The 24458-nt window shown below is 69.7% G+C and carries 25 protein-coding genes and 1 tRNA gene; 9 read left to right on the top strand and 17 right to left on the bottom strand.

The window, feature by feature from the left end:
* Positions 1-38: 38 nt before the first annotated feature.
* Complete coding sequence (gene idi, locus L8M95_RS00130; RefSeq protein ID WP_260487334.1) at positions 39-638, top strand: isopentenyl-diphosphate Delta-isomerase; 600 nt, start codon at positions 39-41, stop codon at positions 636-638.
* Positions 639-910: 272 nt separating this feature from the next.
* Here the strand turns inward: idi and purD are convergent, their stop codons facing one another.
* Entirely contained in the window at positions 911-2167 is a 1257-nt protein-coding gene (gene purD, locus L8M95_RS00125) for a phosphoribosylamine--glycine ligase (RefSeq protein WP_260487333.1), read from the bottom strand.
* A gap of 58 nt (positions 2168-2225) precedes the next feature.
* Positions 2226-2930 carry a TetR/AcrR family transcriptional regulator gene (locus tag L8M95_RS00120; protein ID WP_260487332.1) on the bottom strand — a complete coding sequence of 235 codons (705 nt, stop codon included), beginning with the start codon at positions 2928-2930 and terminating at the stop codon, positions 2226-2228.
* A gap of 124 nt (positions 2931-3054) precedes the next feature.
* Here L8M95_RS00120 and L8M95_RS00115 point away from each other — a divergent pair, with 124 nt between their 5' ends.
* Positions 3055-3483, top strand: a complete 429-nt coding sequence (locus L8M95_RS00115) for an HIT family protein (RefSeq protein WP_260487331.1) — start codon at positions 3055-3057, stop codon at positions 3481-3483.
* A 33-nt stretch (positions 3484-3516) separates the two neighbouring features.
* On the opposite strand, the gene L8M95_RS00110 is transcribed toward L8M95_RS00115, so the two are convergent.
* The 3 genes from L8M95_RS00110 to L8M95_RS00100 all read right to left on the bottom strand — a co-directional run bounded on the left by L8M95_RS00110 (position 3517) and on the right by L8M95_RS00100 (position 4536).
* Complete coding sequence (locus L8M95_RS00110; RefSeq protein ID WP_260487330.1) at positions 3517-3942, bottom strand: nuclear transport factor 2 family protein; 426 nt, start codon at positions 3940-3942, stop codon at positions 3517-3519.
* Positions 3926-4300 (bottom strand): nuclear transport factor 2 family protein, encoded by a 375-nt coding sequence (locus L8M95_RS00105; RefSeq protein WP_260487329.1) that lies wholly within the window; start codon positions 4298-4300, stop codon positions 3926-3928. Before L8M95_RS00105 ends, L8M95_RS00110 begins: the two co-directional genes overlap by 17 nt.
* A 163-nt stretch (positions 4301-4463) precedes the next feature.
* Positions 4464-4536: transfer RNA gene (locus tag L8M95_RS00100), tRNA-Thr, on the bottom strand.
* A 78-nt stretch (positions 4537-4614) separates the two neighbouring features.
* Here L8M95_RS00100 and L8M95_RS00095 point away from each other — a divergent pair.
* The 3 genes from L8M95_RS00095 (at position 4615) to L8M95_RS00085 (ending at position 7738) form a co-directional block, all read left to right on the top strand.
* Complete coding sequence (locus L8M95_RS00095) at positions 4615-5997, top strand: threonine/serine exporter ThrE family protein (protein ID WP_260487328.1); 1383 nt, start codon at positions 4615-4617, stop codon at positions 5995-5997.
* 72 nt (positions 5998-6069) lie between these two features.
* A complete protein-coding gene (locus L8M95_RS00090; RefSeq protein WP_069390239.1) occupies positions 6070-6255 on the top strand; it encodes a hypothetical protein in 186 nt (61 codons plus the stop codon).
* A gap of 34 nt (positions 6256-6289) precedes the next feature.
* Positions 6290-7738 carry a trehalose-6-phosphate synthase gene (locus L8M95_RS00085; RefSeq protein WP_260487327.1) on the top strand — a complete coding sequence of 483 codons (1449 nt, stop codon included), beginning with the start codon at positions 6290-6292 and terminating at the stop codon, positions 7736-7738.
* A 65-nt stretch (positions 7739-7803) separates the two neighbouring features.
* On the opposite strand, the gene L8M95_RS17480 is transcribed toward L8M95_RS00085, so the two are convergent.
* From L8M95_RS17480 to L8M95_RS00025, 12 genes are all read right to left on the bottom strand, one after another.
* Entirely contained in the window at positions 7804-8577 is a 774-nt protein-coding gene (locus tag L8M95_RS17480) for a hypothetical protein (RefSeq protein ID WP_312027430.1), read from the bottom strand.
* Positions 8574-9116: a hypothetical protein gene (locus L8M95_RS00075; RefSeq protein WP_119191918.1), complete on the bottom strand. Its 543-nt coding sequence runs from the start codon at positions 9114-9116 to the stop codon at positions 8574-8576. Before L8M95_RS00075 ends, L8M95_RS17480 begins: the two co-directional genes overlap by 4 nt.
* Positions 9116-10534: an MCE family protein gene (locus L8M95_RS00070; protein WP_260487326.1), complete on the bottom strand. Its 1419-nt coding sequence runs from the start codon at positions 10532-10534 to the stop codon at positions 9116-9118. Before L8M95_RS00070 ends, L8M95_RS00075 begins: the two co-directional genes overlap by 1 nt.
* A complete protein-coding gene (locus L8M95_RS00065; RefSeq protein ID WP_096906010.1) occupies positions 10531-11799 on the bottom strand; it encodes an MCE family protein in 1269 nt (422 codons plus the stop codon). The genes L8M95_RS00070 and L8M95_RS00065 overlap by 4 nt, the downstream gene beginning before the upstream one ends.
* A complete protein-coding gene (locus tag L8M95_RS00060) occupies positions 11799-13064 on the bottom strand; it encodes an MCE family protein (RefSeq protein WP_260487325.1) in 1266 nt (421 codons plus the stop codon). The genes L8M95_RS00065 and L8M95_RS00060 overlap by 1 nt, the downstream gene beginning before the upstream one ends.
* The gene (locus tag L8M95_RS00055) at positions 13061-14209 is read right to left on the bottom strand and encodes an MCE family protein (RefSeq protein WP_120284516.1); all 1149 of its coding nucleotides are present in this window, start codon (positions 14207-14209) and stop codon (positions 13061-13063) included. The genes L8M95_RS00060 and L8M95_RS00055 overlap by 4 nt, the downstream gene beginning before the upstream one ends.
* Positions 14202-15257 carry an MCE family protein gene (locus L8M95_RS00050; protein ID WP_260487324.1) on the bottom strand — a complete coding sequence of 352 codons (1056 nt, stop codon included), beginning with the start codon at positions 15255-15257 and terminating at the stop codon, positions 14202-14204. Before L8M95_RS00050 ends, L8M95_RS00055 begins: the two co-directional genes overlap by 8 nt.
* Positions 15254-16492 (bottom strand): MCE family protein, encoded by a 1239-nt coding sequence (locus tag L8M95_RS00045; RefSeq protein ID WP_260487323.1) that lies wholly within the window; start codon positions 16490-16492, stop codon positions 15254-15256. Before L8M95_RS00045 ends, L8M95_RS00050 begins: the two co-directional genes overlap by 4 nt.
* A 9-nt stretch (positions 16493-16501) precedes the next feature.
* A complete protein-coding gene (locus L8M95_RS00040; protein WP_371607075.1) occupies positions 16502-17344 on the bottom strand; it encodes an MlaE family ABC transporter permease in 843 nt (280 codons plus the stop codon).
* A 10-nt stretch (positions 17345-17354) separates the two neighbouring features.
* Positions 17355-18119 (bottom strand): ABC transporter permease, encoded by a 765-nt coding sequence (locus L8M95_RS00035; protein ID WP_260487322.1) that lies wholly within the window; start codon positions 18117-18119, stop codon positions 17355-17357.
* A gap of 259 nt (positions 18120-18378) precedes the next feature.
* Positions 18379-19296: a 3-oxoacyl-ACP reductase gene (locus L8M95_RS00030; protein ID WP_260489305.1), complete on the bottom strand. Its 918-nt coding sequence runs from the start codon at positions 19294-19296 to the stop codon at positions 18379-18381.
* Positions 19297-19304: 8 nt separating this feature from the next.
* Positions 19305-19499 carry a ferredoxin gene (locus tag L8M95_RS00025; RefSeq protein WP_260487321.1) on the bottom strand — a complete coding sequence of 65 codons (195 nt, stop codon included), beginning with the start codon at positions 19497-19499 and terminating at the stop codon, positions 19305-19307.
* A 105-nt stretch (positions 19500-19604) separates the two neighbouring features.
* Here L8M95_RS00025 and L8M95_RS00020 point away from each other — a divergent pair, with 105 nt between their 5' ends.
* The 4 genes from L8M95_RS00020 to L8M95_RS00005 are packed head-to-tail and all read left to right on the top strand — an operon-like array spanning position 19605 to position 24398.
* Positions 19605-20870, top strand: a complete 1266-nt coding sequence (locus tag L8M95_RS00020) for an acyl-CoA dehydrogenase family protein (protein WP_260487320.1) — start codon at positions 19605-19607, stop codon at positions 20868-20870.
* Position 20871: 1 nt separating this feature from the next.
* The gene (locus tag L8M95_RS00015) at positions 20872-21972 is read left to right on the top strand and encodes an acyl-CoA dehydrogenase family protein (protein ID WP_260487319.1); all 1101 of its coding nucleotides are present in this window, start codon (positions 20872-20874) and stop codon (positions 21970-21972) included.
* Positions 21969-23645, top strand: coding sequence for an AMP-binding protein (locus L8M95_RS00010; RefSeq protein ID WP_260487318.1), 1677 nt, complete (start codon positions 21969-21971; stop codon positions 23643-23645). The genes L8M95_RS00015 and L8M95_RS00010 overlap by 4 nt, the downstream gene beginning before the upstream one ends.
* Positions 23646-23666: 21 nt before the next feature.
* Positions 23667-24398, top strand: a complete 732-nt coding sequence (locus L8M95_RS00005) for a hemolysin III family protein (protein ID WP_260487317.1) — start codon at positions 23667-23669, stop codon at positions 24396-24398.
* Positions 24399-24458 lie beyond the last annotated feature (60 nt).

Raw genomic sequence — 24458 nt, 5'->3', positions numbered from 1 at the left:
GCAGCCACCGCCGGCCGGAAATGCCTAGGCTGGGCGCCATGTCCTCCCTTTCCGGCTCCCCCAGCACCGAGTCCCCCACCACCGGGTCACCCACCACCGGGTCACCCACCACCGGGTCGGCCGAGCTCGTGGTCCTCCTCGACGACGACGGCACCCCCATCGGCACCGCGGACAAGGCCACCGTCCACACCACCGACACCCCGCTCCATCTGGCGTTCTCGTGCCATGTGGTCGACGACGAGGGCCGAGTGCTCCTCACCCGGCGGGCTCTGGACAAGCGGACCTGGCCCGGGATCTGGACCAACTCCTTCTGCGGTCACCCCGGACCGGGTGAGGATCCGATCGAGGCGATCGTGAGGCGGGCCGAGCAGGAGCTCGGCACCCGGGTGGATTCGATCGAACCCGCGGTCCCGGACTTCCGCTACCGCGCCGTCGACGACTCCGGGATCGTGGAGAACGAGATCTGCCCGGTGTTCACCGCCCGCATCCGCGCGGATGTGAACCCGCGGGCCGACGAGGTCTGCGCCCATCACTGGGCCCGTCCGGCCGATGTTCGGACCTCGGTCGACGCCACCCCGTTCGCCTTCAGCCCGTGGCTGGTCGCGCAGGTGCCCCGGATGGAGCTCTACTCCCGCTGATCGCGCGGCCCGCCCGGGACTCCCGGCGGCAGCGGGCAGCTGCGCAGCCTGACCGGCCCCGGATGCGCTGCCTCGCTGACCTACGCTGCCTCTCTGCCCGCTTCCCGCCCACTTGTGCGCGCGGCGTGGTCCATCTCCGCAGCGTAAGCCGACGGGCCAGCGTAGGTGGCGCCGGTCGCGCTGCGGGTGTGTACGCGTGGGCGGGACGTGAGGGGCACCGGTCCGGCCGGTCCGCGCATCCGACACGATCCCCGGTGCGTCGACCGAGGATGTCAGCCGGGGATGCTGATGCGCCCCTCCTCCGCGGCCTGACCGATGTCGCGGCGGAAGTGCCCGCCACCGAGTTCGATGCCGTCGAGGATCCGGTACGCCTCGGCTCGGGCCGCGGCCAGGTCCTCTCCCGTGCCGACGACCGACAGGACGCGGCCGCCGGCGGAGACGAGCCGCCCCTCGGTATCGCGGGCGGTGCCTGCGTGGAGCACCCCCGGCTGCTCGGCGCCCTCGATGAGGTCTCCTCGCCGCGGCGTCGCCGGGTAGTGCTCGGCAGCGAGGACCACGGTCACTGCGGCCCCGTCGCGCCACACCAGCGGCGGGAGTTCGGCGAGTCGGCCGGTGGCCACGGCGTGCAGGGTCTCCCCCAGGGGCGACTCGAGCAGGGCCAGCACGGCTTGCGTCTCGGGATCACCGAAGCGGCAGTTGAACTCCACGACCTCGGGACCTGAGGAGGTGATCGCCAACCCGGCGTACAGCAGGCCGGAGAAGCCACATCCGCGGGCGACCATCTCGCGGGCCACCGGTTCACACACCTCGGAGACGATCCTGTCGACCATCCCCTCGGGCAGCCACGGCAGCGGGGTGTAGGCACCCATGCCGCCGGTGTTGGGGCCGCGATCTCCGTCGCCGACCCGCTTGTGGTCTTGGGCGGGCAGCAACGGCACGACGGTCTCGCCGTCGACGAGGCAGAACAGGGAGACCTCCGGGCCGTCGAGGAACGACTCCAACAACACCGGATGACCGTCGTCGAGACAGGCCAGGGCATGCGCGCGGGCGGCGGTGCGATCGGGCGTCACCACGACGCCCTTGCCCGCGGCCAGTCCGTCATCCTTGACCACCCAGGTCGGACCGAACCGGTCGAGGGCGTCATCGAGGTCTGCGGGCGAGTCCACGATCTCGGCTCGCGCCGTCCTGACTCCCGCGGCGGCCATGACGTCCTTGGCGAACGCCTTGGACCCTTCGATGCGGGCGGCCTCGGCGGACGGCCCGAACACCGGGATACCCGCATCGCGCAGGGCGTCGGCCACTCCGGCAACCAACGGGACCTCGGGGCCGATGATGACCAATCCGGCGTCGACCCTGCGGGCCAGGGCCGTCACGTCGGCCGGATCGGTGACCGCGACCTCGTGGCACTGCGCCTGCACCATGCCGGGGTTTCCCGGCGCTGCGTGCAGCTCCGTCACCGCGGGATCCGCGGCGAGGGCGACGAGGAGGGCGTGCTCACGGGCACCGGAACCGATCACGAGAATGCGCACGGTGACCACAGTAGTCCGGCCGCCGGTTCGGGTTGACCTGGCCCGGAGGGTAAGGGGTCTAGACCCCTGCGTCGGCGGAGACGGAGACGGCCGGGAACGCCGCGTCGCGGACCCGCAGGCCCGAATCCGTGAGCAGGTCCGTCAGACACAGATCGATGGTCCGGGCGGCCGAGTCGAGGGCCTCCGGGGTGCGCATCGGGCGGATCCCGAACATCGCCTGCGCGCTCAGACCGTCGATAGCAGCCCACAGCGGAAGCTCGTCGTTCATGACCGTCCCGGGCCGGAACGCTCCCGCCTCGATCCCGCGCTCCACGATCGCCTGCAACTCCACATTGATGGCATCGGCGTGCGCGGCGACGGTCTCTGACGGGCCCAGGTTCTCCATCATCGTCCGCGCCCACGCAGGCTCGTCGATGGCGAAACCCACGATCGCGAGAGCCGCCTCGCGCAGCTCGCGGTAGGCGGCGAGGACCGGATCGGACACCGCACCGCCGACTGCCGCGGCCGCCACTCGACCGACCAATTCGACGAACCCGCGGGCCGCGACCTCCTCGACGAGCTGCTGACGATTGGCGAAATGTCGATACGCCGCGGTCGCGGAGACGCCGATGTGCGGGGCGATCTCACGGAGGACGATCGCCTTCTCACCCGAGACCCTCGCGCGCGCGGTCGCCTCCTGGATGATCGCGTTGCGGAGATCGCCGTGGTGGTAAGCCTTCTTCTTCACCGTGCCCTCTGCTGTCGCAATAACTGCTTCGACCATGTCGATGCTCCTTCGCGTATGTAGAGAGGGCGGGGCCACCCGCCGGGTGACAGATACGTTCATTAGACCACTTCTTGCCAGTCTTCCACCTGAGACCATCGCCCCCATACGTAAGCTGTGGACCATGTCGACGGTTTTCAGCAAGATCATCGCCGGTGAACTGCCGGGTCGGTTCGTGTGGGAGGACCCCGAGGTGGTCGCGTTCCTCACCATCGCGCCGGTCGCGCCCGGCCACACCCTGGTCGTCCCACGCGCCGAGGTCGATCGGTGGACCGATCTCGAACCCGCGCTGTTGACCCGGCTCAACGAGGTCGCACAGGCCGTCGGCAAGGCCGTCGTCGAGGGATTCGGTGCCGCCCGCGCGGGCTACCTCATCGCCGGATTCGAGGTGCCGCACACCCATATCCACATCTTCCCCGCCGACGACATGTCCGGCTTCGACCTGTCGCTCGCGAACCCCGACGCGCCGGCCGAGGAGTCCGATGCGGCGGCCGCGACCCTCCGGCGGGCACTGCGGGATCTCGGTTACGGGCAGTTCGTCCCGGAGGACTGACCCGGGATCCCGGCCCCACCCCTGACCCTCGACTCAGTGGCCGAGCGCTCTCCAGACGTTCTGCATGTCCTGATAGTCGGTCCAGTCCGCGACGAGCCCGTCGCGGAGGGTGAAGAACGACCCGACCTCGACGCGTAGTCGCGTCCCCCCGATGGCGAGGTGGGTGGTGCGGTTGATCGCCGCGGTGTCCCCGGAACCCAGGACATGGTGGATCTCGAGGACGACGTCGGCGGCCACCTCGGCGTTGAACTCCATCAACTGCCGGAGCCCCTCGTGACCCCTGACGGTCTGGACGCCCTCCAGCGTCAGGGTGACATCCGGAGCGCAGTACGACCTGGCCGCTTCGAAGTCGCCGGAGAACGCCGCCTCGACCAACGCCCTCGCCACCCGGCCGGGGTCCCCGTCACGCGGACGACGGCCACCCGCGCCACTCCCGGCCCCGTCATCCGATGACGTCATCGATCGTTTCCATGCTCTTGTAATCCGCCCATCGCGTGACCACCCCGTCCTCCACTTCCACGAACGAACATCCCCGGATCTCGATCCCCCCGCTGGGCAGCGTGTACCGCTCGATCCGGCGCAGCGCGACGACCCCCTCGGATTCCAGGATCTCCCCCTCCGCCGCGATGGTGAGGAAGCCTGCCAGTCTGGCGAGATCGGACACGATGTCGCGGACCCCGTCGTGACCGACGTAGCGCCTGACCTGGCCCGTCGTGTAGACGATCGACGGGGACGACAGCGCGATGGCCCCCTCGGCGTCACCGGCGGCGAGGGCGGCCATCCACGCGGTGGCGATATCTGTAGCGGACTGTGTCATCTCGGCGGTCTCCCTGGCGGCGGGTGTCGAGAATATTCTACTCACCGGTAGACACAAGCTAACAACGTTCACTGATCTGCGAATTCTCGCCCGGGTCGGCATTCCGCGGCCACACTCTTGGCCTGTCCTCAGTATCCGGCTCGGATGCCGAGGCCGCCTCGAGAGCTGGAGACGAGACTTGAACTCGCAACCGCCCGATTACAAGTCGGGTGCGCTACCAATTGCGCCACTCCAGCACGGGTCACCACACCGTCGCGGGCCCGGCCCATATCCTAACCCGGCCACCGTCGGGGCTCTTGACTACGGTGTGCACCGTGGAGACCCGCGACGCACCGGCACCGCTCACCCGACCCCTGGCGTGGTTGGGACTGCGCAAGTCGGCCATGGACCTGGCGGTCGAACCACCTCTGTCCCCCATGGCCCCGGTCGACCTCGACGACGACGGCGCCGTCACCGACGTGCTCAACCTCGCCCTCGAGATCGGCGGGATCCTGCTGTCCTCGGGCGAGGGTGCCGCGGACACCGTCGCCCAGGCGGAGTCCGTGGCGGCGGCGTTCGGTCTCCCCGGCGCGACCGTCGAGGTCACCTTCACGTCGTTGACCATCGGCGTCAACCGGCGTCGTGGACGGCCGCCGATCTCGGTCATCCGGGTGGTCAACTACCGCACGGTCGACATGACGCGGGTGACCCGCGTGTCCCGCCTCATCGACCTCATCGTGCGCCGTCAGCTCACCGTCGACCAGGCCACGGCCGAGGTCGAGAAGATCGTGGCCTCCCCGCATCCGCATTCCTTCCGGGTCGCGGTCCTGGGATGGGCGATGCTCGGGTGCGCGGTCGTCATCCAACTCGGCGGCAGCCCCTTGGCCGGCCTCATCTCCATGGTCTCGACGTTCGCCCTGATGTACGCCAACCGCGCTCTGGATCGACACCGCCTGCCCAGCTTCTTCCAGCAGGTGGTGGGGGGGTTCATCGCCGCCGCCTGGGCCCTGTCGGCGTACGTGGCCGTGAGCAACAACTTCATCGAGGTCCAACCGTCCCAGTTGGTCGCGGCGGGGATCATCGTGTTGCTCGCCGGCCTGACCCTCGTCGGCGCCATCGAGGACGCCATCACCGGGTTCCCCGTGACCTCCGCCGGACGAGGGGTCGAGACGATGGTCATGACCGGCGGGGTCCTCGGCGGGATCACGATCGCGCTCGCGGCGTTCGAACGCCTGGGCATGTCCCCTCCCCCGATCGATCCGGCCATCGCCGGCAACGCCGCCGTCCACGTGGCGGTGTTGGCCGCCGGTGTGGGCGCCGCCGGGTTCGCCGTGGCCAGCTACGCGACGGTGCGGGCGACGTGGCTCGCCGCAGCCGTCGGGGCGATCGGGATGTTCATCTTCCAGGCGGTCATGGCCACCGGCCTGGGCGTGGTCGTCGGCTCGGCGCTCGCGGCGTGCACGATGGGCCTGATCGGCGGCATCCTCGCCCGTATCGCGACCGTTCCGCCGCTGGTGGTCACCATCGCCGGCATCACGCCGTTCCTCCCGGGCCTGTCGGTGTACCGGGGCCTGTCGGCGTTGACGAGCGACCAGACGGGCATCGGTCTGGGACTGTTGTTCCAGGCGTTGGCGATCGCGGTGGCACTGGCCGCCGGCATCGTGTTCGGCGAGTGGGTCACCCGCAATCTGCGCCGATCGGCAGCCGCCGACGGGTGACGTAGGATCGGCAGCGGACGACATCGCCCGGACAGGGCAGGTACGTCTCTCACCGACCACAGGAGGACATCGATGGCATCCGCCGCCGCCGCCAGCAAGGAACCCGAGCTCGACGATCTCGAGCCGGTCGCCGACGAGACCGCCGACATGGCCCGCAAGGTCGTGGCCTCGTACTCGGCCGACGCGGACGAGTGCCGGATGCTCCTCGACATGCTGGGGATCGGTCCGGAGCCGCAGGTGACGGCGGACGCCGAGTAGGCAGACCACAGCGACGCAGGCGAGGGGACAACCGATGACGAGTGGTACCGGGCACACGTCCACCGGAGCAGGTGCCGACTTCGTCGTCGTCGCCAATCGTCTCCCCGTGGACCTCGTCATCGACAAGAACGGCAGCGAGCACTGGAAGGCCAGTCCCGGCGGCCTCGTCACGGCGCTGGAGTCCATCCTCAAGGCCAACGACGGCGCGTGGGTGGGGTGGCCCGGCGTCCCCGACGCCGCCCCCGAACCGTTCGACGCGGACGGCATCCGCCTCCACTCGGTCACCCTGTCCGCCCAGGACGTCGAGCTCTACTACGAGGGTTTCTCCAACGCCACCCTCTGGCCGTTGTTCCACGACGTGGTGGTGCCGGCCGAGTACCACCGCGAATGGTGGAACGCGTACCGCGAGATCAACACCCGTTTCGCCGAGGCCACCGCGGAAGCGGCCGCCGAGGGCGCCACCGTCTGGGTGCAGGACTACCAGCTGTTGCTGGTGCCCTGTCTGCTGCGCGAGCTGCGCCCCGACCTGACCATCGGGTTCTTCCTCCACATCCCGTTCCCGCCCGTCGAACTGTTCATGCAACTGCCGTGGCGCACCGAGCTGGTCGAGGGCATGCTCGGCGCGGACCTGGTGGGTTTCCACCTGCCCGGCGGAGCGGACAACTTCCGGATCCTCGCCAACCGCCTGCGCGGCTACCCGTCCGTCCGACTGCGGTCGACGCGGGGCCGCGCCTCCGAGATCCGGGTGGACGACCGCATGGTGCGGGTCGGCGCGTTCCCCATCTCCATCGACTCCGCGGCCGTGGACGCCACCGCCCGCAAGCGCGAGACCCAGGCCCGCGCCGCCCGCCTGCGCGAGGAGTTGGGGTCGCCGCGGGTCCTGATGCTGGGCGTGGACCGTCTGGACTACACCAAGGGCATCGACGTCCGCCTGCGCGCGCTCGAGGAGCTGTTCGAGGAGGGGCGCCTGGAGCCCGCCGACGTGACCCTCCTCCAGCTGGCCACGCCGAGCCGCGAGCGGGTCGAGCAGTACCAGATCATGCGGTCGCGGATCGAGGAGTCGGTGGGCCGCATCAACGGCACGTTCGGCGAGATCGGGCACCCCGTGGTGACCTACATCCACCGGCCCGTCCCCAAGACGGAACTGGCGGCGTTCTACGCGGCCGCCGACGTCATGCTGGTGACGCCCGTGCGGGACGGCATGAACCTGGTGGCCAAGGAGTACGTGGCCTCGTGCACCGACGGCGAGGGCGCCCTGGTGCTCAGCGAGTTCGCCGGCGCCGCCGCGGAGCTACGCCAGGCGTACCTGTGCAACCCGCACGATCTCGACGGGGTCAAGGACGCCATCATGGCCGCCGTCGACGACAACCCCGACGACCGTCGTCGCCGCATGCGGTCACTGCGTCGGCAGGTGTTGAGCAATGACGTCCACGCGTGGGCCCGCCGGTTCTTCAACACCCTCGACGCCACCTCGGGCGACTAGGACCCCGTCCGCCCCGGGCGGCGCCCCATACCCGGGCGCCGGCCGGCGGTCAGCGCGCTCCCAGGTCAGAGGGAGTTGAGCTCGGCGAGCTTCCACGTCCCATCCTGGCGGACCATGTCCACGCTCAGCCGTGAGGCCGAACTGGCCGCCTCGGGCGCGTCCTTGGTGGAGACCATCCGGTTGAGCATGACCAGCACGGTGACGTGCTCGGCGTCCGTCACCTCCTGCGGCGCGGCGGCGGCGACGGTCGCGTAGACGGTGGCCTCCTGCTCCTTGGCTGCGGAGGCGACGGTCGGCATGGACTGCTCGACGAACTCCGACAGCGCCGGGTCGGCGAGCCGTTCCCGTACCGCTCCGAGGTCCGCGTCCACCGTCCGGTGGTCGTAGGTGAACATCTGGGTGGTGATCTCGCGCGCCGCGTCGGTGGCCGCCCGGGGCGCGGCCGCGATCTGTTCCTCGATCGCCGTCGCCTCGCGGGCCTCGACGTACTGCCACGTGGCCAGGCCGGTGACGACGACGAGGACCGCCGACACCAGCGCCAGGGCGGTGATCAGGGTGCGCCGACGAGCCGGGTCGATCGGTTCGCGGGACGCCGGCGACGACGACGGGGTCGAGGTGGCCGGCCGGGCGGTCGCGCCGCCGGCGGTGTCCTCGTCCGCTCGTGCGTCGGCGGTCTCGGTCCGGGGCATGGCCTCCATGCCCTCGAACAGCCCACCGGCCCGGGCGGCTTCGAGGGCACGCTCGCGGGCGGCGTCGGCCTTGCGCTGGGCGCGGGCCGCGCGTTCGGCCTCGCGCCGGGCGCGACGGGTGGCGCGGATGTCGGAGTCGGGAGTGGTCATGGGATGAAGTTCACCCCCGTGACCTTCATCTCGCCGTCGTCGTGTCGGTTCACGGTCACGCGCACACGGTACTGGCGGTCCTGGTCCTCATCGGACTTCGGGTTGCCGATGGTCTGGTCGATCGCCATGATCACCTCGGCCCGGTCGGGGTAGGAGTGTTCGACGGCGGCGGCGGACACCACACCGTCGGCGACGACATTGGTGGTCTTGACGACGTCCTCGTACGAATCGCGGCGAGGCGCGAACTGCTCCGAGAAATCACCGTCGATCAGGCCGACGATCTCGTCGACGTCCTCCGACAGTGTCTCCTGCCTGATGGTCATGAGCTTGGTCATCACGGTCGTCGCGAAGTCACGGTACGAGGCGTCGAGTTCGGCGGCGGAGGCCCGGTCGGCGCGCACGGAGGCCGCCGCGTTCCGCTCACCCAGCCACAGCGACGTCGCGACGACGGCGGCCACGAGACAGACCGCCGCGACCACCGCGGTCACGGTGAGCCAGGGGCGCCCACGGTCGGCGGGGTTGTCGTCCGGCTGTGGCACTAGGTCACTCCGTTCGTGAGGATGTCGGCCAGGTCGGCGTCCGCCGGGAGTCGTCCGGCATCACCGAGATTGAGCTGACGATACGTCTTGCCGTCGGCGCCCAGGTATTCGCCCGTCGACGGGTCGTACATCGCGGCCGACGTGCGGATCTCCTGTTCACCGGTGTCCGACGACGGCACAACGTTCCACCCGTTGGGGTTGTTCCCGGGCGGACCGACCTCGCTCGTGTCCGGGGGGTTGATCCCCTCGGGCTGATAGTCGTTCGCCGCACACTCGGCGGGCGACGCCGCCCGCCGGCCGGGGTACTCCATGCACGGCAGGTTGCGGGCGCCTCGCACGACCTGCTGCGAGTCCTGGGGCACCTTGCAGTAGATGCCGTTCATCAGCGGCGGCACCGAGAGATCCGCCGGCGAGCGGCGTTGATCGGCCGGGAGGAAGCCGGTGGTGCACGGCGGGGTCTCGTTGATCTGGAGGTTGAAGTCCACCTTGATCTCACCGGTGTCCTTGGCGCCGTTGATCGCGGTGATGAGCGAGGACACCAGGGCGGGGTAGATGACGAGGAGCTGCTCGATGGAGCGGTTGTAGACCACGCCCACCTCGCCGACGCTCACCAGGTTGGCGACCAGCACCGGCATGGTCGGCTGCAGATCGTTGAGGACTTTGGTCGCACGGGCCAGCGAGTCCGGGCCGCGCTGGATGATCGAGGTGAGCTGGGGCTCGTTGACCCGGAGCTGATCGGTCAGGTCCGCCAGGTTCCGGGTCCAGGCCCGGATCGAGTCCGACGAGCGGAGCTGGGAGTCCAGGACCGGCTCGGCGTCGGCGATGAGCCGACGGGTGACGTCCGTGTTGGAGCGGGCCTCCTCGAGCAACAGTTGGGCGGAGTCGAGGAAGCGCTGGAGGTCGCGCTCCGAGCCGTTGAACGCGTCGAACGACTCCGAGATCACGCGTCGCATCTTGGCGTCGTCGATCGACGCCATGAGCACGGTGGCCTGGTCCAGGACCGGTCCGATCCCCTGGGGCATGTCGACCCGCCCCGGCCCGAGAACGGACCCGTCCGCCAGTTCGCCGCTCGGTTCGCCCTCCGGGACGAACTCCACGTACTGCTCACCGATCGCCGAGACGCTGCGGATCTGCGCCCGGACGTTCTCCGGGACATCGGCCCGCGCGTCGAAGTGCAGGTTCGCCACGACGTGCCCGGGTGTGAGGGTGACGGAGTCGACACGACCGATGACGTTGCCGAGGTACGAGACGTTGGCGTTCTGGTAGAGGCCGCCGGTGTCGGGCATCTCCAGGGCGACGTCCGTGCGCTGCCATCCGAAGGCCGTGGGCAGCTTGAGATACGACACCGACATGACCGTGAGGGCCAGAACGGTGACCACGGCGAAGATCGTCAACTGGATCCTGACGAGACGGGTCATCGCGGTGCCTCCTCGGTCGGGGTGGCGGACGGCTCCGCGGGCGCGGGGTCCCCGGCGGTCTGCTCCTGCGCCGGCGCGGTGGCGGCCCCCGCGGCCGCGGGCACGCCGTCGGGTGCGGGCGTGCCGTCGGGTGCGGGCTCCGGTCGGGGCACGTCGAGGGAGTACGGGTCGGCGCCGGCGAACGGGTTCGGGGCGAGTCCGACGTACCCCTCGACACCCGCCATCCGGTTGCCGAACTCGGTACCGAGGAGCATGGTCTCCGCCAGGCGCGGCATCGTCGCGTCAGCGTGAATGTAGAGGTTGGCGTAGTCCCCGCGCAGGAAGTTGTCGATACCCGCCTGCGGGAACGGGAAGGTGATCAACGAACTGAGCACCCGGGTCATGTCACGCCCGGCGTTCGCCAGCCCCTCGAGCACCGGGGTGAGATCGCGGAGGTTGTCCACGAGATCCTGTCCGCCGCCCGCATCGATGACCTGGTTGGCCTTGTTGCCGAAGTCGCCGAGCGAGACCAGGGCCGTGGTCAGCTGCTGCTTCTGATCATTGATCAACGTCAGCGCCTCCGGCATCTGGGCCAGGGCCCGGGCGAGGGTGTCGTTCTGCTCGTTGATCTGTCGCGACAGACGGTCGAGCCCCTCCATCGCGGCGATGATGTCCGCACGCTGGTCGTCGAGTCCGCTGACGGTGGTGTCCAGCTGCGTGAGGACCTCGTTGGCGTCGATCTCGCGGCCGTCCAGGGCGGTGTTGAGCTCGGTGGCGATGGTCTCGAACTGGGCCAGGCCGCCGTCGGTGAGGACGACCGACAGCGCCGACAGGGTCTGCTCGGTGGTCGGGTAGACACCGGCGCGGGCCAGCGGGATGACGTCACCGTCCGCCAGTGTGCCCTGCGGGTCGCCCTCCGGCGGCGGGAAGAGCTCGAGGTGCTGGGAGCCCAGGAGGCTGGTCTGCCCGATCTTGGCGTGGGCGTTGGCCGGGAGCCTGACCTCCTCGTTGAGGCTGATCGTGACGATCGCGGTGTAGTCCTCCACCCGCATGGCGGTGATGGAACCGACGTTGACATCGTTGACCCGCACCGGGGAGTTGCGGGTGATGGTCGTGACGTTGGGCATCTCGATCGTCACCTCGTAGGCACCCTCACCCTTGCCCTGGGCCCCGGGGAGCGGAAGGGAGTTGAGACCCTGCCACGAACACCCGGCCCCCGAGAGCAGGACCACCGTGCCGAGCGCGCCGACTGCCCGCAGGCGGGATCCGGATCCGTTGCCGAGCATCAGGCACCTCCCGTCACGAGCAGGGTGTCGGTGAGGTTGTCCCCACGGTTGACGACGTTGACCAGCGGGTCCGGGCGGTCCGACACCGGCTGCACACCGGGCGGGGTCCGGGTCCCGAGCTTCTGGGAGTCCCAGATCTGGTGGGGCTCGGCGGTCGGGGTGATCGGCGGGGTGACCGCGCCGTACGGGTAGTTGGAGGTCAACGAGTTGAACAGCGGACCCATGTACTCGGCGCACAATTGCGCATCGGACTCGGCGGTGTTGTTGGCCAGGCCGGCGATGGCGCCGCAGATGAAGTTGGTCGGGTTTGCCATCTGGTTCATGGCCAGGACACCGGTGAGCACACCCTGGTACGGCCGGTAGATGTTGTAGAAGTTCGACATCGCCGTCGGCCCCACGTGCAGCACGCCCTCCAGTTCCGCCCGGCGGTCGCGGACGACCTCGGTCGCCCGGCCCAGCTTGTCGACACCGGTGGTGACACGGTCGCCGTGGTTCTCCAGGAACCGGTTGATGTCCATCACCGCCAGATCGAGATCGCGCAGGGCCGCATCGATGTCCGCGGTCTGGTCGCCCAGCACCTGGGAGACGCTGGCGAGCCTGCCGCCGAAGGAGACGATCTGCTCCTCGCTCTGGGACAGGGCCGTGACGAAGAGCTGCAGGTTCTTGAGGGTGGTGAAGAGGTTCTCCCGGCCGTCGGACAGCAGCGACATGGTCTGCGACACCTCGCTGAGAGCATCGCGGATCTCGCCGCCGTTGCCCTCGAGCATCGAATCCGCCGACTCCACGAAGTCCCCGAGCGGACCGGTCTCCTCGCCACCGGTCGGCCCGAGGGCCGAGGAGAGCTTCATGAGCTGCTCCTTGACCCCGTCCCACTCGACCGGGACGGCGGTCCGCTCGACGGGGATCGTCCCGCCGTCGGGCATCTCCTCCCCACCGGTGAAGGCGGGGGTGAGCTGGATGAAGCGCTCGGCGACCAGGGATTGCGCGACGAGCAGCGCGTTGGCGTCCGCCGGGATGGCGACGTCGCGATCGACCTCCATGGTCACCTTGGACTTGCCGTCCTCGGTGGCGATCTCGGAGATGCTGCCGACTCGCACACCCAGGACCCGCACGGTGTCGTCCTCGTAGACACCCCGGGTGGACGGGAAGTAGGCGGTGATCGTCTTGGTGCGGGCGGTGAAGAACCACACCGCGCCCACGACCAGGGCGATCACGGCGAGCAGCGCCACGATCTTGGCCAGCGGGGAAGACAGGATTCGACTCATCGCGGCACCCTCTTCTCGCCCCAGCCGGGGTGCTCGTCCATGAACGTCAGCTCGGGAGTACCCGGCATGGTGGGTTCACGGACCAGACCTGGTTCAGGCTGGACGCGGTCGTCGATCAGTGGCAACAGGTCCCTCACGATCGTCTGCTGGTAGTGGCCGAGGGACAGGTTGGATATGTAGGCGTTGAACCACGGTCCGGAGGCGACGGCCTCACTCAGCGCGGTCGAGAACGGGACGATCCGACGCAGGCCCAGGTCGATGTCGTCCTTGTTGCGGATCAGTAGATCGGAAACCTGCTCGAGCTTGTCCAGGGCGGGCCCGAGTTGGGCCTCGTTGTCCTGGACCAGCCCCGACAGCTGACGCGCGAGTTCGTCGATGTTCATGATGAGCTCGCTGAGAGCACGACGCCGCAGGTCGAGTTGTGTGAACAGGGTGTTGCCGTCGACCATGAGCTGGTTGATCTGGTCGCTGCGCCTGCCCAGCACATCGGTGGTACCGGCCGCCTTCTCGAGCAGTTGTCGGACCCCCTCGTCGCGTTCGTTGAGGGAGCGGGACAGACGGGTGATCCCGTCGATCGCACCCCGGACCTCGGGAGACGACCCCTCCATGGTCTCGGCGAGAACGGTCAGGGCCTCGTCCACCTTGTCGGTGTCCATGGCCTCGACGGTGTCGCTGAGGTCGCCGAGCGCCGACGTGAGCGAGTACGGGACGGAGGTCCGCTCGATCGGGATCGTGTTGTCCTCGAGATCTCCCCGGCCGTCCGAGAAGACGCCGAGCGCGCGGCGGCCGAGAATCGAGTCCGTCTTGATCTGCGCGGAGGTGTCGGCACCGAGTTCGACACCCCGGTTGATGGCGAAGCGCACCCTCACCCGGTCACCGTCCAGCTCGATCTTGCGGACCGTCCCGACATTCATCCCGGCGACCTGGACGTGGTCCCCGGTGTCGAGACCCGCGGCGTCGGCGACGTAGACGGTCGCGTCGCGCATGCCGTTGACGTAGGGGATGCGGTCGTAGTTGAGGGAGATCCCCATCAACGCCACGGCGCCCACTGCTCCCCACACGCCGAGCTTCTTGGGATCGCGGTCTCGGAACCGGAGTTGACCGCGGGGCGCCTTGGGGGGCGCCTGGCTTGAATCGTCACTCATCGGGGAAGGCACACCGTCCCGTCGTCTGCTCGTACTGCGGCATGTAGAGCCCCTGCCCGGTGGCGGGGTCGGTGATCTGCACGATGTTGCCGCACAGGTAGAACTGGAAGAAGCTGCCGTAGACGCCGAGCCGTCCCATCTTCTCGAAGTCCGACGGGAGCCGGTTCATCACGTTCTCCACGAACGGCTCGTCCTCGTTGATGAGCGTCGCCACCCGGTCGATCTGGGCGACGTCCTCACGCAGGGCGGGGCGGACGTCGGCCAGCAGGGTGGTCATGTTGGCGCTCGCGTCGTTGAGGCGGTCGACGGACTCGCCGATCGGTCCGGCGTTCGCGGACAGACCGGAGACGAGCTGCTGGAGGTCGTCGACGATCGAATCCACATTGTCCTGGTTGTCCGCCACCGTGGTGAGCACTCCGTTGAGGTTGGTGATCACGTCGCCGATGAGCTGATCGCGGTCCGCCAGCGTCTGTGTCAGGGATGACGTCGCGGCGAGCAGGTCCTGGACGGTCCCCGCCTCCCCCTGGAACACCTTGACGATGGACTCGGAAAGCTGGTTCACCTGGCCGGGATCGAGCGCCTTGAACAGCGGTCGGAACCCACCGAGGAGCGCGTCCAGATCCAGGGCCGGCGATGTCTGGGACAGCGGTAGCGTCCCGCCGACCTCGAGCGGGGACTGGTCACCCTCCCCGCGTTTGAGTTCCAGGTACCGGTCCCCGGTGAGGTTCTCGTAGCGCACCATCGCCTCGGTGCTGGTGTGGACCACCTGGTCCCCGGCCACCGAGAACTCCACGGCGGCGGTGTTCCCCTCCGCCAGTTCGATGCTGCCGACCGTGCCCACCTCGACGCCGGCGATCCGCACCTTGTCCCCCGGTTCGAGACCGGAGACGTCGGTGAAGGCGGCGTTGTAGTCCTCGGTGTCACCCGACCGGTACTCGCTGAAGACCACGACCAGACCGATGAGGACCAGGGCCATCACCGTGGTGAACAGTGTCAGCTTCACCAGGGTGGACCGGAGGTCGCGCGTCGCCGCGCGGGCCGCGCTCACGGGGTGCCCCCGTCCATGCCGAGCATGACCTGCAACAGGGTCGGCGGGGCGGGTACCCCGGGGGCGGTCGGACGGAGCGGACCGAAGAGCGGCGCGGGGCGAGAGGTGAACACGTCGGGCATACCCTCCACGGGGTTGGAGCCGGTGTCGGTGACGACGAACGGGGCGTGGACGTCCGGATCGGGGAACGGCAGTCCGTAGCAGTTGGGCCCGGTGCTGGCGTTGACCTTCGGGAGGTCCTTGGGGTACTCGTACGCTCGGGCGCCCTGCTGGAAACCGGCCTTGAACACGAGGCCCGGCTGGTCCTTGCCACCGAAGGCGGACATCGCGCCCTCGACACCCTGGTTGAGCCCGACGATCAGACAGGTCAGCATGGGCGAGTACTCGGCGAGCAGGCTGGTGGACGCCCGCAGGTCCGACAGTGTCTTGACGAGCTCGTTGCCGTTCTCCGACAGCAGCCGCTTGCCGGTCTCCCCGGTTCCGATGCTGGAGGCCAGCAGCTGCTCGAACCGGGCCTGGTTGTTGACCACGTTGGCGCCGACGTCCGTGCCGGAGTCGAGCAACCGCATCAGGTCGGGCGTGACGTCGGCGTAGAGGTTGGCCACGCGGGACCCCTTGGCCAGGTCGCGCTGGAGGGTCTCGATCTGCGGGTTGATCTCCTGCAGGTAGTCGTTCAGATCGGTGATCGTGCTCCCCACCTGCTCGCCCCGGCCGTCGACAGCGCCCGAGATGGCGCCCAGCGTGGCGTTGAGCTTCTCCGGCTCGATCGCCTCCAGCAGGACGGTGAGGTCTTCGAAGAGGGTGTTCACCTCGGTGGTGACGTTGGACGTCTCGACGACGGCCCCGGCCTCGAGGGCCGTCGGGGCAGGGCGCGCCGGGGGTTCGAAGTCGACCGACTTGGCTCCGAAGACCGTATTGGACCCGATCGTGACGACCGAGTTGGACGGGATCGCCTCGAGAGCGGCGGGATCCACCTCGATGTCGAGGGTCGCGCCGTCGAACTCCTGGCGGATGTCGGTGACATTGCCGATCTCGACGCCACGCGAACGCACCTTCGCGTCGGCCTCCATGACCAGACCCGCGCGATCGCTGCGCACGGTCAGCGGCACCCGGTCGTCGAAGGCGCGCACGAACATCAGGAGCGACAGCGCCACCACGACGACGATGAACAGCGCCAGGCTCGCGGCCGCGACGCGCTTGGGCAACGCGTCGCTCTGACTCACCGTCCTCGCCATCTGTGTCTCCTATCCCGACAGGTTGAAGTTGCCGTCTCCGCCGTAGATCGCGAGGGAGACGAGAAGGGTTACGGTCACCACGGCGATGAGCGAGGTGCGGACGGCGTTTCCGACGGCGGTGCCGACTCCGGCGGGACCGCCGGCGGCGTTGTAGCCGTAGTAGGTGTGGATGAGCATGATCGTGATGGCCATCGCGATGGCCTGCACGAAGGACCACAGGATGTCCGTGGGGATGAGGAACGTCGAGAAGTAGTGGTCGTAGACGCCCCCGGACTGTCCGTAGATCTCCACGGTCGCGAACCGGCTCGCCAGGAACGAGGCGATGACGGCGAGGGAGTACAACGGCACCACGGCGATCATCCCGGCGACGATCCGCGTGGAGACGAGGTAGGTGACCGAGTCGATCGCCATCACCTCGAGTGCGTCGATCTCCTCCGACACGCGCATCGCGCCCAACTGGGCGGTCGCACCGGCCCCGATGGTGGCCGCCAACCCGATGCCGGCGATCACCGGGGCGGCGATTCGCACGTTGATGAACGCCGCGAAGAAACCGGTGAGCGCCTCGACCCCGACATCCGTGAGCGACGAGAACCCCTGGACGGCGATCACGCCGCCGGTGGCCAGGGTGAGGAACCCGACGATCACCACGGTGCCGCCGATCATCGCCAGCGCGCCCGTACCCATGGCGATCTCGGCGATGAGCCGCAGCGTCTCCTTGCGGTAATGCGTGAGCGCCCGCGGCGTGGCCAGAAGCGCTCGCCAGAAGAACAGGGCGATGCCGCCGAAATCGTCGATCCTGCCGACGGTGTGGTGCCGGGCCCGCGCGAGGCGCGGGAACCGGGTGGTCTCGATGACGGTCACCTCACGCCCCCAGGACCTTGACACCCACGGCGGTCACCACGGTGTTGACGACGAACAGCGCCATGAACGCGAAGACGACGGTCTCGTTGACCGCGTTGCCGACCTCCTTCGGACCACCGCGGACATAGAGCCCCTTGTAGCAGGCGACCAGCCCGGCGAGCATCCCGAACAACCCGGCCTTGACCTGCGCGAGTATCAACTCGCCGAGACCGGTGAGCAGCGTGATGCCGTTGACGAAGGCCCCCGGGTTGACTCCCTGGAGCAACACTGAGAAGAGGAACCCGCCGAGGATGCCGATGGTGCACACCAGCCCGTTGAGCAGGAGGGCGACGAAGGTCGACGCGGCGACCCGGGGCACGACCAGTCGCTTGACCGGGTCGATCCCCAGCACCTCCATCGCGTCGATCTCCTCGCGGATGGTCCGCGCGCCCAGGTCTGCGCAGATGGCCGTGGCGCCGGCGCCGGCGACGATGAGAACGGTGACCATGGGCCCCACCTGGGTCACCGCCCCGAGTGCCGCCCCCGCTCCCGAGAGATCGGCCGCTCCGATCTCGCGGAGCAGGATGTTCAGCGTGAAGCTCACCAGGACGGTGAAGGGGATGGCCACCAGGACGGTGGCCAGCATGGATACGCGCGCGATGAACCAGGACTGTTCGACGAACTCCCGGCCCTGCCGCACGATCGACGGGAAGGACACGAACGTGTCGAGCGTCATCGCGACGAAGTCGCCCACCCCTTTGAGCGGCGCGTCGAGAACCCTCGCCATGGCGCCCCCTCCTGTCTTTCATCCCCCGGGTCTCACGCGGTCGGCCACCGTGGCCAGAACTGGGTCGGCCTGAACAAGTGACCGTTTCGTGTGATCCCGATTACACAGTATCTAGAACGCGTTCTATCTGACAAGGGCTTCCCTCGCCCCCATCCGGAGGCCCTGTCTGCACGTGTCGGGGGAATCTAACACGACCCCGAGGTCGCGAGGCGGTCCCCGACGCGATCGATCGATGATCGCGCCGGGGACCACTCGCAGTTCAGAGCGCCATGATCTCCGCGGCCGAGAAGGACTTGCCCTCCGGGCGGCCTGACCAGTGCGCCGAGATCGCGTCCGCGAACTCGCGACGATCCCACACGCCGCCCGCGGCGTCGAACCGCTGTTCCACGACAGGCGCCTCCACGAGCGCGACCATCCCGCCGTATACCACAAACAGCTGCCCGGTGACGTCCGCGGCAGCGGGCGAGGCCAGGTAGGACACGAGGTCGGCGACCCGGTCCGGCGACAGCGGGTCGGGACCCTTCGACTCGTCCCACGGCTCGAACACGGCCTCGGTCATGCCGGTGCGCCCGCGCGGGGCGATGGCGTTGGCCGTGCAGCCGATGCGCTCGAGGACCCGCGACGCGGACAGCGTCAGGGCCGTGATCGCAGCCTTGGCCGCCCCGTAGTTGGCCTGACCGGGAGGGCCGAACAACCCCGCCTCGGACGAGGTGTTGATGAGGCGACCGTAGACAGGCCCCCCGGACGTCTTGCTCTCCGAACGCCAGTGGGCGGCCGCATTACGCGTGAGCAGGAAGTGGCCCCGCAGGTGCACCTTGACGACCGCGTCGAAGTCCTCGTCGGACATGTTGAACAGCATCTTGTCGCGGGTGATACCGGCATTGTTGACCACCACGTGCAGACCACCGAGCTTGAGTGCCTCGGCGACCATCGCGTCGGCGGTCGCCCGCTCGGAGACATCGCCCACGACGAGCGCGGCCTTGGCGCCGGCCGCCTCGATGTCCGCGATCACCGCGTCCGCGGCCTCGCCGGGTCGGATGTCGTTGATGACCACCGCGGCCGCGCCCGAGCGTGCAAGCTCGACCGCCTCGGCCGCGCCGAGCCCCGAGCCGGAGCCGGTGACCACGGCGACCCGGCCGTCGAGCGAGAGGTCCGCGTCGAGATCGTTCCGCACCATTCCCCCGCTCACCCCGCGACCTTCAGAGCGGCCATCGGGCACTTCTCCACAGCCTTGAGTGCGCGCTTCTGCAGGTCCTCGGGGACCTCGTCGACGATCACGCGCACCACCTCGTCGTCGTCGTTGAGTTCGAAGACCTTCGGCGCCAGGCCGACGCACACGGCCTGCCCCTCGCAGCGGTCGGGATCGACTTCAATCCTCATGCCGTCCTCCTCGGTCGCACCACGGCCACCATGGCCGCGAGATGGTTGGATACTATGTGAGACACGACACTAGAACGTGTTCCACTCACGATGAGCTTAGGGCATATGGACATCACCTACACCACCGACCAGGAACGTCTGCGCGGGGAGTTGCGCGAGTACTTCGCGGCCTTGATGACCCCCGAACGACGGGAGGCGTTCACCTCCACCACCGGCGAGTACGGACACGGCGACGCGTACCGCGAGATCGTCGCCGAGATGGGTCGCGACGGCTGGCTCACCCTGGGCTGGCCGGAGGAGTTCGGCGGGAAGAACCGGCCGATGATCGACCAGCTCATCTTCACTGATGAAGCCGCGATCGCCGGCGTGCCGGTCCCGTTCCTCACCATCAACTCCGTGGCACCCACCATCATGGCGTTCGGATCGGACGAGCAGAAGAACTACTTCCTGCCCCGGATCAGTCGCGGCGAGCTGCACTTCGGCATCGGGTACTCCGAGCCGGACTCCGGCACCGACCTGGCCTCATTGCGCACCCGGGCCGTCCGCGAGCCCGGGAGCGGGGAGTTCGAGGGGCAGGAGGTGTACCGCATCAACGGCCAGAAGATGTGGACCTCCCTGGTGGCGTACGCCGACTGGATCTGGCTGGCCGCCCGCACCGATCCGGACGCCAAGCGCCACAAGGGCATCTCGATGATCGTCGTCCCCACCGACGCGGAGGGCTTCTCCTGGACGCCCGTGCACACCATGGCCGGCCCCGACACCAGCGCGACCTACTACCAGGACGTGGTGGTGCCGGCGAGCAACCTCGTCGGCCCGGAGCACGGCGGCTGGCCGCTGATGACCAACCAGCTCAACCACGAACGCGTCGCCCTGACCTCGGCGGGACCACTGCAGGCCTCGCTGCGGCAGGTCGTGCAGTGGGCGCGTACCACCCGCTCGGCCGACGTCGGGCTGCCCGGCGACGGGGTCGTCATGGAGAACGAGTGGGTCCGCACCCACCTGGCACGCGTGCACGCGATGGCCGAGTACCTGGCACTGCGCAACTGGGAGATCGTCTCCGCCGACACCGCCGCGCCCACCCGCATCGCGGCGTCGGCGACCAAGGTGTACGGCACCGAGACCGCCTGCGAGGCCTACCGCCTCCTGATGGAGGTCCTCGGCTCGAGCGGGTACCAACGCGCCCACTCCCCGACGGCCGCCCTGCACGGGCGCATCGAGCGCCTCCACCGCTCGGCCCTCATCCTCACCTTCGGCGGCGGCACCAACGAGGTGCAGCGCGACATCATCGCCACCGCCGGCCTCGGGTTGCCTCCGGCGCCCCGGGTCGCCCCGGCCGCCTCCCCGAGTACACAGCCCCGGAAGGAGCGCTGACATGGATTTCTCCGTCGACGACACCACCGCGGAGCTGACCGCCCTCGTCCGGGACATGGGTGCGCAACTGGTCACCGACGACTCCTTGCGCGAACTCGACGCCCGGTTCGGTCCCGGCACCGAGTCCGGCGGGACCGACCGCGACACCGCCCGGTTCCACGCCCGGTTCTGGGAGGAGCTCGTCCGGGCCGGAGTGCCCGCCGCCCTGGCTCCCGAGCTCCTCGGTGGCGCGGGCCTCGGCGTGGTGGGCGAGGCCCTGGTGCTGCGAGAACTGGGCCGCGTGCTCGCTCCCGTGCCGCTCTCCCCCGCGATCCGGGCGGCGCACCTGCTCGAGGCGGCCGGACAGACCGACCGCGCCACCGCCGTGGCGGAGGGGCGCGAGATCGCCGCCGTCGGCGACGGGTGGTCCGGCCCCGCGCCGGAGGTGGACTGGGCGCCGATCGCCGATGTGATCGTCCGGCCTTCGGCCGACGGCGTACACGTGGCGGACGGCGCGGCGGTCACCGTGGAACGCACGGTGCCCGTCGACTACTCGTGCAGCGGGCTCGTCACCGGCGACCCCGGTGACGCCACAGCGCTTACCGCGGGGGCGCTCGAACTCGACGCCCTGCGTCGCCGCGTCCACCTGGCCGCCTACCAGTGGGGCGTGGTCGAAGCCGCGCTCGAGCGCACCGCCGCCTACGCGAGCACCCGCCACCAGTTCGGTCGCCCGATCGGCACGTTCCAGGCCGTCGCCGCACGGCTGGCCGACGGTTCGATCGACGTCGACGCCGTACGCCTGTCCACCCTGCGCGCCGCCTACGAGCTCGATGCCTGCCGCGCGGACGCCGCCGCCCGCGAGACCGTCGCCCTCGAGATCACCGCCACTGCGCGGTCGGCCGTCGCCTCCGCCCACTTCTGGGCCTGCGAGGCCGGCCACCGCCTCGCCCACACCGCCGTGCACGTCCACGGCGGCGTCGGGCTGGACCGCTCCGAGCCCGCCCACCGCTACTTCCTCGCCGCGAAGGCCGACGAGTTCCGCCTCGGCGGCGCCACCCGGCAACTGCTCGACCTGGGCGACGTGCTGGCCACCGCGGGCGACCCCTGGGAGTACTCGGCGTGAGCGGCGCGGTGAAGACGATCGCGGACGTCGCCGCCCAGCCGTTCACCTCCGTCGCCGACGCGGTGCACGCCCTGTCCGCCGTCGGCGACCGCGGAATCTGGTCCGACGGCCGGCTCACGCCCTGGTCGGAGGCCGTCGGTGCGGTGGCCGTGCGGATCGCGGCGCTACGGGAACTGATGACCTCGTCGTCGTCATCGTCGTCGTCGTCACCACCGGCACGTCCCCACGTCGGCCTCCTCCTGGCCGGCACGCCCGAGTACCTCCACCTGCTCGGCGCGGCGGCATGCTCGGAGCTCGTCGTGGCCGGGCTCAACCCCACGCGGCGCGGCGAGGCCCTGATCCGGGACGCCGCGCTCGCCGACTGCGCGCTCATCCTCACGGACACCGACAACGCCGCACTGCTCGACGGGCTCGACCCCGGCGTGCCCGTGGTCTCCGTCGACTCCCCCGAGTGGACCGCGCTGCTGGACCGGCATGCCGGCGCGGCGCTCCCCGAGGTGGCGGACGTGCCAGCCGGCCCCGACGACCTGGTCGCGCTGGTGTTCACCTCGGGCACGAGCGGCGACCCCAAGGCCGTCCGGATCACGCAGAGCAAGATCTCCGTGCCCGGCCGCATGCTCGCCGAGAGGTTCGGGATCGGCGCGGACGACTGCGTGTACAGCGCGATGCCGCTGTTCCACTCCAACGCCGTGATGGTGGCGTGGCCGATCGCCCTGTACTCCGGATGCTCGATCGCCCTGCGGCGTCGCTTCTCCGCCTCCAACTGGCTCGACGACGTCCGGCGACACGGGTGCACCTTCGCCAACTACGTCGGCGCACCACTGTCCTACATCCTGGCCACCCCCGAGCGCCCCGATGACGCCGACAACCCGATGCGCGTGGTCTACGGCAACGAGGCCCCGGCCGACGTGCGCCGCGAGTTCGCCCGGCGCTTCGGCGTCACCGTGGTGGACGGGTTCGGTTCCAGCGAGGGCGGCATCTCCGTCACCCGCACGCCCGGGACCCCCGACGCCGCGCTCGGCCCGCTGCCGGACGGGGTGCGGATCGTCGACCCGGAGTCCGGGGACGAGTGCCCCCGCGCCCGCTTCGACGACGCCGGCGTCCTGCTCAACGCCGACGAGTCCGTGGGTGAGATGGTCGCCGACGGGCCGGGCCTGTTCTCCGGGTACTACGGCGACCCCGCCGCCGACGCCGAGAGGATGCGCGGCGGCCGGTTCCACTCCGGCGACCTCGCGTACGTCGACGACGACGGGTGGGTCTACTTCGCGGGCCGGTCCGGTGGCTGGATGCGCGTGGACGGGGAGAATCTGGCGGCGGCCCCGATCGAACGCGTACTGCGGCGACACCCCGATGTGGCCGAGGTCGGCGTGTACGCCGTGCCGGCGGCGACGGTGCGCGGTCCGGCCGTCATCGGCGACGCCGTCGCCGCGGCGGTGGTGGCACGCGAGGGAGCAGACGCCTCGACCCTGGCCGACGGGTTCGGCGACTTCCTCGCCGCCCAACCCGACCTCGGGCCCAAACAGTGGCCGTCGCTGCTCCGGATGACCGCCGCGCTGCCACGGACGGCCAGCTTCAAGTTCCGGGCCCGCGACCTCAGCTCGCTGGGCGCCGAGTCGGCCGGGGACAGGGTCTGGGTCCGCGCCGACGGTGCAGGGGCCTTCACCCCCGGGTGAGGTCGTCGGTAGGTTTGGCGTGTGGACCACGCCGTGAACCCCGACCTGCAGCATTCCGCCGGCGACGGCATCAACGACGACGCCGTCGCCGCCGATGACGACTTCGGTATCTCCGCCCCCGTCCCGCCCAAGCCGTTGTTGCGGGGCTGGATCCACGCCGGCACCCTCCCCGTGGCCATCGCGCTCGGCGTGGTGCTCACGGTGCTCGCCGACGGGACCGCCCTGACCTGGGCCTGCGCGGTGTTCCTGGCGACCTCGTCACTGCTGTTCGGGATCTCGGCCCTGTATCACCGGGTGAACTGGGGGCCACGCGCCGCCGCCCTGATGCGCCGGCTGGACCACTCCAACATCTTCCTGCTCATCGCCGGGACATATACCCCCATGACGGTGGCGGCGATGGAACCCCCGACCACCCGGATCCTGTTGACGCTCGTGTGGTCGGGAGCCCTGCTGGGGATCCTGTTCCGCCTGTTCTGGCTGTCCGCGCCGCGCTGGTTGTACGTGGTGTTGTACATCGGGCTGGGGTGGACCGCGGTGTGGTTCGCCGGAGACCTCATCAACGCCAACCTCGCCGCCGTCATCCTCGTCCTGGTCGGCGGTATCGCCTACACGGGCGGCGCGGTGGTCTACGGCCTCAAGCGGCCCGATCCGGCCCCCGGCGTCTTCGGCTTCCACGAGGTGTTCCACACGTGCACCGTGATCGCGTTCGCGTGTCACTGGGCCGCGATGCTGCTGTTCGTCCTGACCAGCTGACGGCGCAGCCGAGAAAATCCGCTACTCCGATCCCGGATCGGCTACCCGAATTGGGCTAGC

It is taken from the genome of Dietzia sp. B32 (assembly GCF_024732245.1).
GTDB lineage: Bacteria > Actinomycetota > Actinomycetes > Mycobacteriales > Mycobacteriaceae > Dietzia.
The sequence above is the reverse complement of the archived record's forward strand: the minus strand, read 5'-3'. Positions and strand labels throughout refer to the sequence as shown.

Coding starts and splice junctions, on each gene's coding strand:
- L8M95_RS00085 (WP_260487327.1), top strand. CDS start 6,290: ATGACGAGTGGTACCGGGCACACGTCCACCGGAGCAGGTGCCGACTTC.
- L8M95_RS00020 (WP_260487320.1), top strand. CDS start 19,605: ATGGACATCACCTACACCACCGACCAGGAACGTCTGCGCGGGGAGTTG.
- L8M95_RS00035 (WP_260487322.1), bottom strand. CDS start 18,119: ATGGCGAGGGTTCTCGACGCGCCGCTCAAAGGGGTGGGCGACTTCGTC.
- L8M95_RS00120 (WP_260487332.1), bottom strand. CDS start 2,930: ATGGTCGAAGCAGTTATTGCGACAGCAGAGGGCACGGTGAAGAAGAAG.
- idi (WP_260487334.1), top strand. CDS start 39: ATGTCCTCCCTTTCCGGCTCCCCCAGCACCGAGTCCCCCACCACCGGG.
- L8M95_RS00045 (WP_260487323.1), bottom strand. CDS start 16,492: ATGGCGAGGACGGTGAGTCAGAGCGACGCGTTGCCCAAGCGCGTCGCG.
- L8M95_RS00110 (WP_260487330.1), bottom strand. CDS start 3,942: ATGACGTCATCGGATGACGGGGCCGGGAGTGGCGCGGGTGGCCGTCGT.
- L8M95_RS00025 (WP_260487321.1), bottom strand. CDS start 19,499: ATGAGGATTGAAGTCGATCCCGACCGCTGCGAGGGGCAGGCCGTGTGC.
- L8M95_RS00070 (WP_260487326.1), bottom strand. CDS start 10,534: ATGACCCGTCTCGTCAGGATCCAGTTGACGATCTTCGCCGTGGTCACC.
- L8M95_RS00105 (WP_260487329.1), bottom strand. CDS start 4,300: ATGACACAGTCCGCTACAGATATCGCCACCGCGTGGATGGCCGCCCTC.
- L8M95_RS00030 (WP_260489305.1), bottom strand. CDS start 19,296: ATGGTGCGGAACGATCTCGACGCGGACCTCTCGCTCGACGGCCGGGTC.
- L8M95_RS00055 (WP_120284516.1), bottom strand. CDS start 14,209: ATGAGTGACGATTCAAGCCAGGCGCCCCCCAAGGCGCCCCGCGGTCAA.
- L8M95_RS00090 (WP_069390239.1), top strand. CDS start 6,070: ATGGCATCCGCCGCCGCCGCCAGCAAGGAACCCGAGCTCGACGATCTC.
- L8M95_RS00115 (WP_260487331.1), top strand. CDS start 3,055: ATGTCGACGGTTTTCAGCAAGATCATCGCCGGTGAACTGCCGGGTCGG.
- L8M95_RS00065 (WP_096906010.1), bottom strand. CDS start 11,799: ATGCTCGGCAACGGATCCGGATCCCGCCTGCGGGCAGTCGGCGCGCTC.
- L8M95_RS17480 (WP_312027430.1), bottom strand. CDS start 8,577: ATGACCACTCCCGACTCCGACATCCGCGCCACCCGTCGCGCCCGGCGC.
- L8M95_RS00015 (WP_260487319.1), top strand. CDS start 20,872: ATGGATTTCTCCGTCGACGACACCACCGCGGAGCTGACCGCCCTCGTC.
- L8M95_RS00060 (WP_260487325.1), bottom strand. CDS start 13,064: ATGAGTCGAATCCTGTCTTCCCCGCTGGCCAAGATCGTGGCGCTGCTC.